The 13,433-nt window shown below is 69.1% G+C and carries 20 protein-coding genes and 1 tRNA gene; 19 read left to right on the forward strand and 2 right to left on the reverse strand.

Going from position 1 to position 13,433, the window contains the following annotated elements; translation table 11 throughout:
* Positions 1–6: 6 nt before the first annotated feature.
* The 15 genes from KIP79_RS42210 (at position 7) to KIP79_RS50300 (ending at position 8,372) form a co-directional block, all read left to right on the forward strand.
* Complete coding sequence (locus tag KIP79_RS42210) at positions 7–195, forward strand: hypothetical protein (protein ID WP_214110671.1); 189 nt, start codon at positions 7–9, stop codon at positions 193–195.
* A gap of 268 nt (positions 196–463) precedes the next feature.
* Entirely contained in the window at positions 464–766 is a 303-nt protein-coding gene (locus KIP79_RS42215; protein WP_214110672.1) for a hypothetical protein, read from the forward strand.
* Positions 767–780: 14 nt separating this feature from the next.
* Positions 781–1,176, forward strand: a complete 396-nt coding sequence (locus tag KIP79_RS42220) for an RRQRL motif-containing zinc-binding protein (protein WP_214110673.1) — start codon at positions 781–783, stop codon at positions 1,174–1,176.
* Positions 1,173–1,373 (forward strand): hypothetical protein, encoded by a 201-nt coding sequence (locus KIP79_RS42225; protein ID WP_214110674.1) that lies wholly within the window; start codon positions 1,173–1,175, stop codon positions 1,371–1,373. Before KIP79_RS42220 ends, KIP79_RS42225 begins: the two co-directional genes overlap by 4 nt.
* Positions 1,374–1,391: 18 nt before the next feature.
* Positions 1,392–2,441 (forward strand): hypothetical protein, encoded by a 1,050-nt coding sequence (locus KIP79_RS42230; RefSeq protein ID WP_214110675.1) that lies wholly within the window; start codon positions 1,392–1,394, stop codon positions 2,439–2,441.
* Positions 2,438–2,647: a hypothetical protein gene (locus KIP79_RS42235; protein WP_214110676.1), complete on the forward strand. Its 210-nt coding sequence runs from the start codon at positions 2,438–2,440 to the stop codon at positions 2,645–2,647. Before KIP79_RS42230 ends, KIP79_RS42235 begins: the two co-directional genes overlap by 4 nt.
* Positions 2,644–3,192 carry a hypothetical protein gene (locus tag KIP79_RS42240; RefSeq protein WP_214110677.1) on the forward strand — a complete coding sequence of 183 codons (549 nt, stop codon included), beginning with the start codon at positions 2,644–2,646 and terminating at the stop codon, positions 3,190–3,192. Before KIP79_RS42235 ends, KIP79_RS42240 begins: the two co-directional genes overlap by 4 nt.
* On the forward strand, positions 3,189–3,500 hold the full coding sequence (locus tag KIP79_RS42245; RefSeq protein WP_214110678.1) for a hypothetical protein: 312 nt from the start codon (positions 3,189–3,191) through the stop codon (positions 3,498–3,500). Before KIP79_RS42240 ends, KIP79_RS42245 begins: the two co-directional genes overlap by 4 nt.
* Positions 3,497–5,692: an FtsK/SpoIIIE domain-containing protein gene (locus tag KIP79_RS42250; RefSeq protein ID WP_214110679.1), complete on the forward strand. Its 2,196-nt coding sequence runs from the start codon at positions 3,497–3,499 to the stop codon at positions 5,690–5,692. The genes KIP79_RS42245 and KIP79_RS42250 overlap by 4 nt, the downstream gene beginning before the upstream one ends.
* A gap of 185 nt (positions 5,693–5,877) precedes the next feature.
* Positions 5,878–6,555: an NUDIX domain-containing protein gene (locus KIP79_RS42255; protein ID WP_250214754.1), complete on the forward strand. Its 678-nt coding sequence runs from the start codon at positions 5,878–5,880 to the stop codon at positions 6,553–6,555.
* The gene (locus tag KIP79_RS42260; RefSeq protein ID WP_214110680.1) at positions 6,552–6,953 is read left to right on the forward strand and encodes a hypothetical protein; all 402 of its coding nucleotides are present in this window, start codon (positions 6,552–6,554) and stop codon (positions 6,951–6,953) included. Before KIP79_RS42255 ends, KIP79_RS42260 begins: the two co-directional genes overlap by 4 nt.
* Positions 6,950–7,495, forward strand: a complete 546-nt coding sequence (locus KIP79_RS42265; protein WP_214110681.1) for a hypothetical protein — start codon at positions 6,950–6,952, stop codon at positions 7,493–7,495. The genes KIP79_RS42260 and KIP79_RS42265 overlap by 4 nt, the downstream gene beginning before the upstream one ends.
* Positions 7,496–7,541: 46 nt before the next feature.
* A complete protein-coding gene (locus tag KIP79_RS42270; RefSeq protein WP_214110682.1) occupies positions 7,542–7,697 on the forward strand; it encodes a hypothetical protein in 156 nt (51 codons plus the stop codon).
* Between the two features lie 151 nt (positions 7,698–7,848).
* The gene (locus KIP79_RS42275) at positions 7,849–8,172 is read left to right on the forward strand and encodes a hypothetical protein (RefSeq protein WP_214110683.1); all 324 of its coding nucleotides are present in this window, start codon (positions 7,849–7,851) and stop codon (positions 8,170–8,172) included.
* An 8-nt stretch (positions 8,173–8,180) separates the two neighbouring features.
* A complete protein-coding gene (locus KIP79_RS50300; RefSeq protein WP_372453753.1) occupies positions 8,181–8,372 on the forward strand; it encodes a bifunctional DNA primase/polymerase in 192 nt (63 codons plus the stop codon).
* Here the strand turns inward: KIP79_RS50300 and KIP79_RS42280 are convergent.
* On the reverse strand, positions 8,341–8,562 hold the full coding sequence (locus KIP79_RS42280; protein WP_214110684.1) for a hypothetical protein: 222 nt from the start codon (positions 8,560–8,562) through the stop codon (positions 8,341–8,343). The genes KIP79_RS50300 and KIP79_RS42280 overlap by 32 nt on opposite strands.
* A gap of 151 nt (positions 8,563–8,713) precedes the next feature.
* Between KIP79_RS42280 and KIP79_RS42285 the strand changes: the two genes are divergently transcribed.
* The 4 genes from KIP79_RS42285 to KIP79_RS42300 all read left to right on the forward strand — a co-directional run bounded on the left by KIP79_RS42285 (position 8,714) and on the right by KIP79_RS42300 (position 13,025).
* A complete protein-coding gene (locus KIP79_RS42285) occupies positions 8,714–9,505 on the forward strand; it encodes a bifunctional DNA primase/polymerase (protein ID WP_214110685.1) in 792 nt (263 codons plus the stop codon).
* 49 nt (positions 9,506–9,554) lie between these two features.
* Positions 9,555–11,120: a hypothetical protein gene (locus tag KIP79_RS42290; protein WP_214110686.1), complete on the forward strand. Its 1,566-nt coding sequence runs from the start codon at positions 9,555–9,557 to the stop codon at positions 11,118–11,120.
* Positions 11,121–11,427: 307 nt separating this feature from the next.
* On the forward strand, positions 11,428–11,658 hold the full coding sequence (locus KIP79_RS42295; protein ID WP_250214755.1) for a helix-turn-helix transcriptional regulator: 231 nt from the start codon (positions 11,428–11,430) through the stop codon (positions 11,656–11,658).
* Positions 11,655–13,025 carry a tyrosine-type recombinase/integrase gene (locus tag KIP79_RS42300; RefSeq protein ID WP_214110687.1) on the forward strand — a complete coding sequence of 457 codons (1,371 nt, stop codon included), beginning with the start codon at positions 11,655–11,657 and terminating at the stop codon, positions 13,023–13,025. The genes KIP79_RS42295 and KIP79_RS42300 overlap by 4 nt, the downstream gene beginning before the upstream one ends.
* 221 nt (positions 13,026–13,246) lie before the next feature.
* Here the strand turns inward: KIP79_RS42300 and KIP79_RS42305 are convergent.
* Positions 13,247–13,318 (reverse strand) — tRNA-Arg (locus KIP79_RS42305).
* Positions 13,319–13,433 lie beyond the last annotated feature (115 nt).

Genomic DNA, 13,433 nt, shown 5'->3' on the forward strand with positions numbered 1-13,433 from the left:
GATCACATGCTCGGCAGGAAGAAGATCACGCACATCATCAGCACCCCGCCGAAGCCGGAGGCCAGCCTGGCCGACCACATCAGGGGCGGCCCGATCGCGGTGTACGGGCGGAAGGACCTGAAGGCCCGGCGCAAGGCCGCCGAGGAGGCCGGTGTTGAGCTGACCGTCCGAAAGCTCAGGAGGGGGGAGCGGTGACCGTCTGCCCTTCCACCAGCAGCACTTTCTACGAGAACGGCACCGTGGAGGTCTGTGACCTCTGCGTGGAAGTCCTATGGGAGGCACCCCCACCTGATTCACCGGTCCAGTGACGGCGCCCGTGCCATCCGGGTACCCGGAGGCGCTCTGATCAGCGAACCCCCTAGGTAGCCGACGCTGCGGATCCTCACCGGCCCTGTTCCGGTGAGGTGTCCGGGGCGCCCGCCCCCTGAAAGAAACGGCAACGGCCAGCGACAGGAACAGGATCATGGGAATCTTTCGCAAGCGTCCCCAGCAGGCGACCCCGGGGAACACCGACCTACCTCCCCCGATCAACGCTCGTGAGCAGCGCGTGGACCGGTGGAGGAAGGAACGTCTGGAGAAGGCGGGCCTTCTGGATAAGGCCCGCAAGGCTCACGCGGGAGCACAGGGGATCTACAACATGTACGCCCCTGGAAGCCAAAAGGACAAGGCGGGGGCCCAGCTCAACGCCGCGGCCGACGCCCTGCGTGACGCCCAGGCAGCGTTTGAAGCCGTGAACCAATACTCCGACTGGGACAAGGCGAACTAGAAGGAACCCCGCCCATGTCTCGCATCCGCTCCGCGTTCTTCGACCCGACCGGCGCCCGGTACGGCATCCCCACCTACCCGTGGCGGATCGCGCCGCCGCACCTGATGACGCTGCGCCAGCTGGCCGCCCGGGGTTTGCGTCCCGGCGGGCAGGATGTTCAGGCACAGGTGATGTGGCGCTCTCGCCGCTACGGCGCTCCAGGGGTGCGGGTCGCCTTCCTCTACGACGTGCGGTTCGCGCTGCCGAAGCGGACCGCCACCGCGCGGCAGCTGGAAGCGCTGGCCAAGGCCAACGCCGCCCGCCGCACCTGCCCGCAATGCCGAACCGATGCCGGGTACGTGCTGCCCCGCCATCTGGGCATCTGCCTGGACTGCGCCCGCAGTTCCGCAGGGACGCAGGTGGCCGCGTGACCGGCCGCCGCTTCTGCGTCACCCGCACCGCCGGGCGTGCCAAGCCCGGGTTCATCCCGGCGCATGAGCCCGGCCCCGATCATCCGAACGCCCCCGGCCCCGGCACGGTCACGTGCTGGTGGTGCAACGGGGACGGCTGCCGATCCTGCGCGGGCTCCGGGCTGCTGCCTGATGACATCCCCGACGCCGACACCTGAAGAATCCGAGGACCGTTGATGACCACCATCACCCCATCCCCCGACCCGGGGGATCCCTACATCGCCGACGGCCTGGCCGCGCTGCAAGACCATCTGACCCAGGCGGCCCGCCCCGCGCCCACCGCTACGCCCGCCGGCACCGTCGCTGTCCCGGCCGATGACGTGGTGAGCGGTGAGCCCGCCCCGGTGTCGCGCCGGGTGCGCCGGTTGCGTGCCGAGGTCGCCGAGGCGCATCAGCTGGCCGGCCTTCAGGAGGACGATGTCCCGCTGTTGCTGGACACGCCGAAGGTCCGCAAGCGGCGGCGGAAGGCCAACGAGGCCGCGCGGCTGCACGCGCTGTCCCGCGAGCCCGCTCAGCTCGCCTACTCCGCCGCCAAGGCCCGCCGGCGGATCAACATCGGCCTGACCGTGGCGCTGGTTCTGGCGCTGGGCTGGTCTACCGCGGGCGTTCAGGTCTTTGCCTCCGACGGCGCTGATGCGTGGTCGCCGGGCTGGGTCTTCGCGTGGTTCGTGGAGCCGTTCATGTCGATCGCGCTGCTGTGCTTCGTCGCAGCCAGAGCGTTCTTCGGCACCCGTGGCCAGCCGGTGAAGGATCCCGTCCTGGACCGCGTTGAGCGTCTGTTCCTGTTCCTGACGCTGGGGATGAACGCCTTCCCGTACTTGCCGGGTGTGGCTGAGGAGTTCAGCTTTCCCCGGCTTGTCCTTCACCTGCTGGGTCCGATCGTGGCCTACGCGGTGGTGACCGGCTGGCCGCGCCTGCTGGCTCAGTTCGCCGCGCTGGATCACGGCCTGCCCACCTCCGGTCCAGCAGATCCCCTTACCGGACCCCTTACCGGCCTTACGTACGGCGCAAACACCGCCGGTCCGGTAAGGGCGACGCCCAGTCCGGAGGTTGCTCGCCTGATCGAGCGGGCTCGGGAGCTCATCGCCGCCGGGGAGCTTCCGCAGGCCCCCAGCGCCTACCGGCTTCAGCGGACCCTGCGGTGCCGCATGGACGACGCCCGGATGGTCCGCGACCACCTGTCCAACCCGTCCAGCCCGCCCGACCCCGGAATGAGCCGCCCGTGAGCACCGGCATGCCCAACCCTAACCAGATCATGCAGCAGCTTCAGGCCGCCCGCGACGCAGGTGCCGACTGGGCCACGCTGCGGGAACTGGAGGACGCCTACGGCCGGGCCATGGATGAGGTGTCGCGGATACTCACGGCCGCGGTCGCCGAACTCAACCAGCGGGCGGCCGATCTCAAGCGGCACGGGCGGGGGAAGCGCGCATGACACTGCACGTCACCAACGACCGGATCGCCTCCGACGTCATCGGCGAGTACGCCTTTCGCGACGGGTCCGGCTGGCGGGTCGCCTTCACCGACCACCCGGAAGGCGCCACCCACAGCAACCTGATCACCCACAAGCAGGCGATCACCGCGCTGCGGCTGTTCGAGGCGTACGCCTCCAACCCGCACCCGCGTTCCCAGACCTGGAAGCGCATCGCCAAGTGGCGTCGCGAACTGGAGATGGAACCGGACCCCAAGTGCGACGTCCCCGGCGGCTGGCGACTGGCCGCCGGGCTGGCCGCCCTGCTGCTGACCGTCGCGATCGGGCTGCTGCTGGCCATCCCCGCCGGGCTGGCCGCACTCGACCGCACCCCGCACGACGTTCGGTCCGGCGCCTGGCACGGCCTTGACCAGCTCTTCCCCACCGCTTTCATCCCCGCCGCCACGAGCGGCACGCAGGGCGCGACCTCCCTTCCGCCAAGAACAGCGGTCGCGCCCTGCCACCCCGCCCACATTTCGGCAAACGGAAACGAGGTGACCTCATCATGACGCACTTCCTGCTCACCGCCGTCCTCGTGGCGGCGCTGCTGGCGCTGCTCAGCGCCCGCCCCGACACTCCCGCCGCGACCACGCCGCCCCGCGCCTGGAAGGACCTGCGCGCTGCGGGCGGCAGACGGATCGCCTGGACGATGCTGCGGGCTGTGGCCGGAGTGCTGGCCATCACCGTGGTCGCCGCGCTGCGCACCGGCCTGTACGGCACGGCCCTGACCGTCGCCGGGATCGCCTGCATGGTCGCCTCCCTGGCGGCGCTGGACCGGCGGGCCGTGCGGCTGCACCGATTGGAGGTGCGGGCATGAGCACCGCCAGCGAGCACCAGACCCTGGAGGGCGTCGTGATTCCCCTGCGCGCCGGCCAGGACGATGCCCCGCAGCAGGAGGAGAACCCGGCGGGCTGGCTGGCCCGCCAGCAGGCCCGGGACCTGCCCGAGCTGGGTCCGTGGCTGCCGACCCGGGCGCACGCGCGGCAGACCGCCGCCTGGGCGGCACAGTGGGGATGGTGGCACGCGCGTTTCCACGCCCGCCGTTCCCCCCGCTACCTGGCCCGGCTGCTGGGACGCTGCGCACGCGCCGGCGGGCGCGGCGTCCGCTGGTGGGCCGTGTGGGTCTACGCCCCCGAGCAGGCCGCGCAGGTGAAGGCGGTGCGCCACCAGATGCGGGTGATCACCCGCGAGACCCGGCAGACCAAGAACGGGCAGGCCGCGCGTGAGGCCGCCCTGACGTTGCGCGGCATGGAGCTTCAGCTCGACGCGGCCCGTAAGCGGCTGCACGGCTGGCGGGCGGCCAAGCTCGCCTCCACCGCCCTGCTCGCCGGTGGGGCCCTGGCCGGGCTGGACGGCGCCGCCGTGGCGGTCGGCGGGTGGGTCTACCCGGCCGCCGGACTGCTGGCGGTGACGATCGGCGCGCTGACCGGCCGCCGCGAGCAAGAGGCGCCCCTGGTGGATGCCGGTGCTCCGGCTCCGGTGCGGGTCGATCTGCGACCGGATCAGCTCAACGCGGCTTTCCGGGCGGCCGGGCTGCTCAAGGGTGAGGACGCCTCGCTGGCGCTGTCCGGGCTCGGGATCTCCCGTCTGGGCAAGGGCTGGTGCGCGGTGGTGGACCTGCCCCGCGGTGGCGGTAAGACCGCCGCCGACGCCATCGCCAAGCGCAACACCCTGGCCGCTGAGCTGGGGGTGGATGAGATTCAGCTCATCATGCAGCGGGTGCGCGCCGCCGCCGGCGGGCACGCCGGAAGGCTGTCGATCTGGGTCGCCGACGATGATCCCTACCTGGGCAAGCCGACACCGTCGCAGCTGATCGAGGCCGAGGCGTTCGATTTCTGGAAGCCGGTCCCGTTCGGGCGCGATGCTCAGGGCAACCGGATCGAGGTCGGGTTGCTGTGGCAGTCGGCGTTCTTCGGCGGCCTGCCCCGCCGGGGCAAGACCTTCTCCATGCGGCTGCTGATCGCCGCCGCCGCACTGGACGGATGGGCCCGCCTCTACCTGGCCGATGGCAAGGGCGGCGCGGACTTCCGCGCGGTCGCGCAGATCGCGCACCGCTACGTGCAGGGCGCCGATGAGTCCAAGGGCGACCTGGAGGCGTTTGAGGCCATGCTGGACGAACTGATCTCCGAGATGACCCGCCGGTTCGCGCTGTTCGCCACCCTGCCGACCTCCATGTGCCCGGAGGGCAAGCTCACTCCGGAGATCATGCGCGCGTACGGCCTGCCGCTGATCCTCATCGCGATCGACGAACTGCAGGAGTACCTGGAGGCGCTGGAGAGCGACAAGGACCGGGCGCGGGTCATCGGCAAGATGGCCCGCATCGCCCGCCGCGGCCCGGCCGCCGGGTTCATCCCGGTCTACGCCAGCCAGCGGCCGGACGCCAAGAGCGTGCCGACCAAACTCCGGGAAATCGTCTCCTACCGGTACTGCACCCAGGTCACCGACAAGACCAGCTCCGACATGGTCCTGGGCGACGGCAAGGCCAACCAGGGCGCCGACGCCTCCGCCCTGTCGGAGGAACACGTCGGCGTCGGGGTGCTGGTCACCGGCCCCGCCTCGCACGTCACGGTCAAAGCCGACCTGATGGACAACGTGGCCTTCGAGCGCGTGTGCCAGCGTGGCCGCGTCCTGCGGGAGAAGGCCGGGACGCTGTCCGGCCACGCGACCGGCGACCTCCAGACCGCCGGTGCCGCCGGGTTCGTCATCCCGCCCATCGTGGCCGATGTCCTGGAGGTCATGGGCCAGCGCACCCGCATCTGGACCGAGGACCTGCTGTCCGGGCTGGCCAACCTGGATGAGGACACCTACGGCGACTACGACGCCGGCCAGCTGGCCGCCGAGCTGGAAGCCGCCGGGGTCAAGCGCTCCAGCAAGCAAGTCCGCATCGGCGACGCCAACCGCGCCGGCTACTACCGGCGCGACGTCGAAGGCGTGATCCCGGCCGACCTGCTCACCCGGACCGTAGAGGGGTCCCCCTCTACCCCGGCCGCCGACCCGGCCACCGCCTGACCCCCTCTGCACCCGGGTGCGAGTGCAGAGGGGCCCCGCTACAGCCGTAGCGGGGCCCGTAGAGGGGTGTAGCCCCTCCTGACCTGCGGCGTAGCGGCCGTAGAGGCCACCGCCCGCCCGGTGCTGCCCGCTTGGAATCACCACTCATCAGCCATCCACTGACCACCCTGAGAGGGGATCCGACCATGACCGACATCACCTACACCCACCCTGACGTCCTCACCGCGGGCATGCTCCAGGGGTGGGCCGACCCGGCGCTGGACCCCGCCGAAATCGACTGGGCGGCCCGGCAGGCCCGCGCCGCCATCCCCTTCCGCGTGATCGACGGACGCCCGCTCAACCCGTTCGCTCCGACCGGCATCCGCTACGGCCGCAACCAGCTCGGACACTGGGGTGAGGCCCTATGCGCCGACGCCATCGTCACCGCCGAGATCGGAGACACCGAGGGTGACGACCGGTGGCTGGTCATGGTCGAACGCAGCGACGGGCACGGGTGGGCGCTGCCCGGGGGTCATGTGGACCCCGGGGAGGACCCTGCGCACGCCGCCGTCCGGGAACTGGCCGAAGAGACCGGCCTGACCCTGCACGGTGCGCACTGGCAGACCCTGCCGGCCCGGTACGTGCCCGACCCCCGGGCCAGTGACGAAGCGTGGATGGTCACCATGCCGTCGCTGACCCGCCTGCGCGTCAGCCACTGGAACGAGCTGCCGGTCCCGGTTGGCGCCGACGATGCCTGGCGTGCCGCCTGGATCATTTGTGACGACTACGCCGCCCTAGTCCGCGACCTGGCCGACATCTACGGCGGACAGGTGTTCCCCGCCCACCGCGACCTTCTCGCCGAGCTGCTGGGAACCCGCCGGTGAGCACAGGCCACGCCATGAGCACGGCCGCCCGCAACGCGCCGGACATCGTCATCTACCAGGGGCAGCGCTACCGCCTCCACCAGGGGCGGATCGTGCTCGACTGGCGCGACCGCCCGTTCCGGCACCATCGGCAGGGCTGCCTGCTGTGCTGCACCGTCCGCGTAGCCTCCCGGCCCGGAGCCCCGCTGCGCCACCCCGCCGACTGCGCCAACTGCGGCCCCGGCTGGCGCGGCACCCGCCCCGACCCATGCCAGACCTGCGGCAAGACCGCTCACCACCTGGCCCCCAACGGACAGCCCACACACAAGGTCTGTTTCGAGCTGGCCGTCACCGCCCAGGTCCTGACCACCGCCCCCACCGCCGACCTCTTCACCGGCGCCCGGAAGGAAGCCGCATGACCGGCCCTGACCCGACCTCGACTGTGACCACCCCTGATGACTCGCCCCGTTACGGACACAGCTTCCACCGAATCCAGATGATCGACGTGCACTGTGCGCTCTGCGGTGTCATCGGTTCCGACCCCTACAACAGCTACGCCAGCACCACGGGCATCCCGTACTTCTACAGTCTCGAATCCGCAGTCGAACGACTGCCGGCCCGCCACGGCTGGACCCGTGCGCCGGAGCTCGAACCCGCTGACGTCAGCCTCTACGACCAGCGGTGGCTGTGCCCCGCCTGCACCGATACCCATCACTGCAACGTCCACGGCCACCAGCCCGAGACGACCCCCGCCCGCCGGACCCCCTCCGGCACGTGGGTGGGTCCCTGCGAGCGCTGCTCACACTGCCGCGCCTACCTCACCCGCCCGCCCCTGAAGCACCCCGGGCGTCTGATGCGCCTGTGGGTCATCCTGCGTCAGCCCCGAGCCGTGGCCCGGAGCCTGGCTCTGCGCTACCGGTTGCACCGCTACTTGCGGGAAACCCGCAACCCGTCGTTCTGAAGTGCTCGCCGCTCACGCCATCACCAGCCCACCGGAAGGAAGCCGCATGAAGATCCGCGTCATCTGCCTGCCGGACGAGGTTGACGACGTCACGCGCGTGCTCGCCGACGCCTTCGATCTGATCGAGATCTCCGCCCCGTACCCGATGCGGGGAACCAGCCGCAACGTCCGGGTCTACGCCGAAGTCCGGCTTCAACCCTAGCAACACGCTCAGCAGCCCCTACAGGCTCACTAGACGCGCATTCCTTGTATAGACATCCGGACATAGATCAAAAGCGCTCTACGGCGCTCTCAAGCCGCCCCAGACGGCTTCCGTCGCTTCGATCAATCGTCTGAAAGGACCTGGCCTCACCATGCCCAAGAAGATCTACAGCATCTATCCGGTCGCCCCTGGAAGCATCTGGGCCTGCCAGAGCCTCCCCGGGCGAACCATCGTGGTCGAAAGGGTGGACGGCCAGCACGCCGTCTGCACCACACTGACCAACTCCAACCAAGTGCAGCGCATCCTCGACCTCGGCGAGGCCGCCCACTCCTACACCCGCGACATGCGCGGCACCGTCTGCCGCATCCTCGTGGACTCCTTCCGTCCCACCAGTGACGGGTTCGTGTTCGTCACCTTCACCGGCGCCCACCTGTCCAAGCTGGCCGACCCTGCTGGACATCGGCACCGCTCCTAGCGCCCTGCATGCCTGGCCATTCACACCGCAGCCGTGGAGGGGCGGCCCTGCCGTCCCTCCGGAAGGAGCACCCGACCGTGACCACCCATCCCGTCCTGCGGTACGCCCTGGCCGCCGCCCGGCGCGGCTGGCCGGTCTTCCCGCTAGCACCGGGCGACAAAGAGCCGCTCAAAGGCTGGCCCAGGGATCGCCGTCGCTGACCGGCTTGCGGTAGCTCGCCGGATCCGCCGTCGCGCTGGTAAATCCCGGCCTGCACAGTTCGTCGATCACGACGCCGCCGTTGCCGAATGCCAGCGTGTCGCTGTCGAGCGCCAACACGACATCGTCCAACCCGCGCTCTCGGATCAGGCAGTCGTAGTTCAACAGCGCGATGCGCGTCTCCTCTGTCATGGCTTGACGGTAACCCGCCATCGTCGCCGCTGTCCCGCGCCGGATCACAACCCCCCGCCCTTCACCCGTGCGCCTGCCCGCCGACCCGGTCAGGGCGGGTCACAGAAGAACCAGGCCAGCACCGTGCCGCCGCCGCTCAAGGAACCAGCCGATGCCATCGCCTTGCGACCTCATCCACTCCGCACTCACCCACATCGCCCAGGGCATCCCGGTCCTGCCCTGCACACCCGGAGGCAAGCGACCCCTGGGCCAGCTTGTCCCGAACGGCTTCCACGGCGCGAGCGACGATTCTGAGTTGGTCTCCCGCTGGTGGCAGCACTGCCCAAACGCCAATGTCGCCATCCCCACCGGCCAGGGCAGCTTCGATGTCCTGGATGTGGACGTCAAACCTGCCGGTAGCGGGTACGCGGCCCTGAACCAGCTCAAGGCCGCGGGCATCTTGCCGCCGCCGCTGGCGATCATCGCCACCCCGTCGGGCGGGCTGCACTGCTACTACCCCGGCACCGCCCAAACCTGCGGCTCGCTGTCCAGCCACTTCCTGGACTTCAAAGCCACCGGCGGCTACGTCCTCATCCCACCGAGCGTGGTCAACGGCACGGCCTACCGGCTCATCGCACGGCCCGAGGGCGCGGGAGACCAACTCAACTGGAGCACGGTCCGCCAGTTCCTCACCCCACCCCGACCCCGCACGGCAACCCCCACGCCGCGCGCCCGTCCAGCAACCGGTACGGGCATTCCCGGCCTGGCCGCCTGGCTGGCCACCCAGACCAAGGGCAATCGCAACCGGGGCCTGTTCTGGGCCTGCTGCCGCGCCGTCGAAAACGGCGCCACCGAAACCGACCTCGACACCCTGGTGGCCGCCATCGTCGCGCAAGGACTCGACCAGCGCGAGGCACGCCGCACCGCAGCCGACGCCCTGCGCATCGCCAGAAGGACCGCATGAGCTCTACCGCCACGACCGAGGACACGACCGAGGAAAGGACGGCGTACCAGTGAACGACTCCATCCCCGTGCACGTGGGGTCCGGACCCGAGACCATCAGGGTTCTCAAAGCCGCCCTGGCCGACAACCTGCTACCCGACACCTACGTGTCCGGCGGCGCGCTGGTCCACATGGAAACCGTCTCCGGCGAGCAGGCCAGCCCGGCCGCCGACGAGGACTCACCCCTTCCGGTCACCGCCAGCACGATCACCCCCGCCACCCTCGCCGGGCTGCTGGCAGAACACGCCTACGTCTACCGGCTCCGCTCCCGCAAGGACAGCAAAGGCGAGCCGGAGTTCTACGAGGAAGAGGTCACCCCGCCCCGGGAAATCCTCTCCTCCGTGCTGGCCGGCAAGACCTGGCCCAAGGTTCCGCCGCTGCGCGGCGTGATCGGCGCGCCGGTCCTGCGCCGGGACGGCACCCTGCTGCAACGCCCCGGCTACGACCCGGCCACCGGCCTGTACCTGGCCTCAAAAGTCGCGCTACCGCCGGTCCCGGACCGGCCTACCCCTGAGCAGGTGCAGGCCGCGCGGGATTTCCTGCTCAACCGGTTCCTGTGTGACTTCCCGTGGGCCAGCCCGGCCGACCGGGCCAACTACCTGGCGCTGCTGGCCACCCCGATCCTGCGGCACTTCACCCGCTCGCTGACCCCGTTCGCCCTGATCGACGCCACCATGCCCGCCTCCGGCAAGAGCATTTTGACCGGCGGCCCCGGCATGCTCTACGGCCAGCGGGTCATGCCCTGGGCCTACGCCGATGAGGAGCTCCGCAAGAGCATCACCGCGGTACTGGCCGAACAGGTCGGCGTGGTGGTGTGGGACAACCTCGCCGAAGGCACCGTCATCGACTCGCCCACCCTCGCCTTGCTCGTCACGGCCGGCGTGTGGTCCGACCGCCAGCTGGGTGCCTCCCGCAACATCGCCACCGTCAACGACCGGCTGTGGATGGCCACCGGCAACAACCTCCAAGTCGGCGGAGACATGGCCTCCCGGACGGTCCGGGTCCACCTGGACCCCAACATGCCCCGCCCCGAACAGCGCGACCAATCCCGGTTCGGGATCCCGCACCTGGACCAGTGGATCACCGTCCCGGCCAACCAGCTCACCGTGCTGTGGCACCTGCTGGTCCTGGTCCTGGACTGGACCAGCAAGGGCGCACCCCGAGCCGCCACCCTGTCCATGCGCCAGTTCACCCCGTGGGCGCACCACCTGGGCGGCTTCCTGGCTCACCACGGCATCGACGGTTTCCTGGCCAACGCCGCCGACGTCCGGGACATCGACGAGGACGAAACCCGCTGGCGCGGCTTCCTGGCCTGCTGGCACACCCTGCACGGCACCCAACCCAGGACCGCCGCCGAGCTACGCCGCTCCGCAGAACCGACCTCATCGGGCAGCGACGAACACGACCCGTGGGATGGCCAGTTCATCACCACTCACACCGGCCGCTTGCCCAATCCCATCTCCCTTGGCCGCCTCCTCACCGGCCAGACGGGACGGTGGCGCGGCGACTACGTCATCCGCTCAGCCAAGGACGACAGGGGGACCCGAAACGTCTTTTGGGTCGAGTGCCATGGCTAACCGGACCACAAGAAGGGCTGAAACATCTCTACATCCCTGCAACCCTGCACGATCATGTTTGACCAGCACAAACATCCGCAGAGGTAGACCAGGTCAAGGAATACGCATCTCTGCATCCCTGCGCCGAGTGCAGAGATAACCCGGTTTTGCAGAGATGAACCAGGCCGAAGCCTCTACATCTCTGCACGCATCTCCCCAGCTCACAGCCACTTTTGCAGAGATGCAGAGATGCAGAGATGTTTCAGCCCCTCCCACACCACAAACACGCCGAACCCACCACCAATCACGAGCGGAAGGAGCCACTATCATGACCGTCATCGACGTCCGGAAGGCCGCCAACCATCGCGGCTATTGGATGACCGTTCCCGAGATTCTCGCCGATCTCCAGATTCCTCGCCGGACCTGGCAGCGTTGGCGCGCTCTCGGCAAGACGCCGGAATGCACGCGCTTGCCCAATGGAGACCTGCGCGTCAAGCGCCACGACTATGATGCGTGGCTTGACTCCCTCGCCGAGGACGAGCGGAATCATCGCCGATGAAGACGTACAACGTCCGATTCTGGAAGATCTCGAAGAAGAAGACCGGTGCCGCGCCATACCTCGTTCGCTGGGTCGTGGACGGCACCGTATTTCCCCGCCACTTCACCACGGCGGCACTGGCCGACAGCTTCCGTTCCGAACTCGTTCAGGCGGCCCGTCGCGGCGAGGCTTTCGACACGGACACGGGGCTTCCAGAGTCCATGACGCGCGCCAAGACCGGCATGACCTGGTATCAGCATGCGTGCGAATACGTCAATGACCGATGGGACAAGGTCTCCGGCAAACAGCGGATCTCGATCGCGGAAACCCTTACCGCGGTAACTCCCGTACTCGTGCGGGAGCGGCGCGGCGCTCCGGATCTGGCCATTCTGCGTACTGCGTTGTACCGATGGGCCTTCAATAAGCCGCGTCGCGGCACCGACATGCCCCCTGAAGTCGCAGCTGCGCTCAAGTGGCTTGACAGGGTGTCGATCCCGGTGGCTGAGCTTGCCGAGTATGATCGCATCGCTGCCGCTCTGGAGGCATGTGCCAGAAAGCTGGACGGCAAGCCCGCGGCCGCCGGCTATTTCAGCCGCCGCCGCCGCGTGCTCTACAACATCCTCAACTACGCCGTAGTCAGGAAGCGTCTCCAGTCCAACCCGATAAACGGCCTGGACTGGAAGGCGCCCGAGGATGACGTGTGTGAGGAGGTAGACCCCGCCGCCGTTGCCTCCCCCGAGCAAGTACGCGAACTGTTGACCGCCGTCAGCTACGCGGGATGGCGGCGCGGTCCCCGGCTCGTGGCTTTCTTCGCCTGCATGTATTTCGCGATGATGCGACCCGGTGAAGTTATCGCGCTCCGAAGGCAAGACTGCGATCTGCCCGAGAAGGGTTGGGGGCGGCTCATGCTCGGAGACTCCCGCCCCACCGTGGGCACCGAATGGACTGACGACGGCAAGGTTCACGAGGCTCGCGGGCTCAAGGGCAGGCCTCGTAAGGCCAAGCGGCCGGTGCCCATTCCGCCCGAGTTGGTCACGATTCTGCGGAAGCACATCGCCCGGTACGGCGTGGCCGACGACGGACGGCTGTTCCGTACCGAGCGGAACGGCATGCTTCAGGCGTCGGGCTACACCCGAACATGGCGAACGGCTCGCTCACTGGCGCTGTCCCCCGCCCAGGTCGCTTCCGAGCTGGCGCGGCGACCGTACGACCTGCGGCACGCAGGGGTTTCCATGCGGCTCAACGCGGGGATTCCCGCAACCCAGGTAGCAGAGTGGGCAGGTCACAGCGTGGAAGTCCTTCTTAAGATCTACGCCAAGTGCATCGACGGACGCGACCATGTGTGGCGCGACCTCGTGGATCGCGCTCTTGAAGGCGAAGCTGGGTAGCCCCGACCTGCACACCGCCCAGTGAGAAGGGCGGGGACGCGCGTGCGTCCCCGCCCCCTCCCTCGCCAACGCACGCGAGTCACCTTCGTGCAGCGGTACGCCCCTGGTACGCAACCAGTGGCACACGTTCGAATTCCACGGCATCTGATGGCATAGCCCGGAAAGCAGAACGACCCGCGTTTCCGCAGGTCGTAGCCGGGTTTCCCCTGGTAGTTCGGTAGTGCCCCCTGCAGGATTCGAACCTGCGCACCCGGCTCCGGAGGCCGGTGCTCTATCCCCTGAGCTAAGGGGGCGCGCTCAACCGATAGTTAGATTACCAGTACTCGGGGAGCACTCTCACCGTGATTCGTGGGGGTGTTGAGGGGAGGGGGTGCACATCTGGAGAAAAGCGCGCGGCGGGTGGGTGGG

Origin of the sequence: Acrocarpospora catenulata (assembly GCF_018476525.1) — a bacterium.
GTDB classification, from domain to species: Bacteria; Actinomycetota; Actinomycetes; order Streptosporangiales; family Streptosporangiaceae; genus Acrocarpospora; species Acrocarpospora catenulata.

Excerpts from the sequence above, each read along its gene's own strand:
- KIP79_RS42210 (WP_214110671.1), top strand. The coding sequence starts at position 7 with ATGCTCGGCAGGAAGAAGATCACGCACATCATCAGCACCCCGCCGAAG.
- KIP79_RS42215 (WP_214110672.1), top strand. The coding sequence starts at position 464 with ATGGGAATCTTTCGCAAGCGTCCCCAGCAGGCGACCCCGGGGAACACC.
- KIP79_RS42220 (WP_214110673.1), top strand. The coding sequence starts at position 781 with ATGTCTCGCATCCGCTCCGCGTTCTTCGACCCGACCGGCGCCCGGTAC.
- KIP79_RS42230 (WP_214110675.1), top strand. The coding sequence starts at position 1,392 with ATGACCACCATCACCCCATCCCCCGACCCGGGGGATCCCTACATCGCC.
- KIP79_RS42240 (WP_214110677.1), top strand. The coding sequence starts at position 2,644 with ATGACACTGCACGTCACCAACGACCGGATCGCCTCCGACGTCATCGGC.
- KIP79_RS42245 (WP_214110678.1), top strand. The coding sequence starts at position 3,189 with ATGACGCACTTCCTGCTCACCGCCGTCCTCGTGGCGGCGCTGCTGGCG.
- KIP79_RS42250 (WP_214110679.1), top strand. The coding sequence starts at position 3,497 with ATGAGCACCGCCAGCGAGCACCAGACCCTGGAGGGCGTCGTGATTCCC.
- KIP79_RS42255 (WP_250214754.1), top strand. The coding sequence starts at position 5,878 with ATGACCGACATCACCTACACCCACCCTGACGTCCTCACCGCGGGCATG.
- KIP79_RS42265 (WP_214110681.1), top strand. The coding sequence starts at position 6,950 with ATGACCGGCCCTGACCCGACCTCGACTGTGACCACCCCTGATGACTCG.
- KIP79_RS42270 (WP_214110682.1), top strand. The coding sequence starts at position 7,542 with ATGAAGATCCGCGTCATCTGCCTGCCGGACGAGGTTGACGACGTCACG.
- KIP79_RS42275 (WP_214110683.1), top strand. The coding sequence starts at position 7,849 with ATGCCCAAGAAGATCTACAGCATCTATCCGGTCGCCCCTGGAAGCATC.
- KIP79_RS50300 (WP_372453753.1), top strand. The coding sequence starts at position 8,181 with ATGCCTGGCCATTCACACCGCAGCCGTGGAGGGGCGGCCCTGCCGTCC.
- KIP79_RS42280 (WP_214110684.1), bottom strand. The coding sequence starts at position 8,562 with ATGACAGAGGAGACGCGCATCGCGCTGTTGAACTACGACTGCCTGATC.
- KIP79_RS42285 (WP_214110685.1), top strand. The coding sequence starts at position 8,714 with ATGCCATCGCCTTGCGACCTCATCCACTCCGCACTCACCCACATCGCC.
- KIP79_RS42295 (WP_250214755.1), top strand. The coding sequence starts at position 11,428 with ATGACCGTCATCGACGTCCGGAAGGCCGCCAACCATCGCGGCTATTGG.
- KIP79_RS42300 (WP_214110687.1), top strand. The coding sequence starts at position 11,655 with ATGAAGACGTACAACGTCCGATTCTGGAAGATCTCGAAGAAGAAGACC.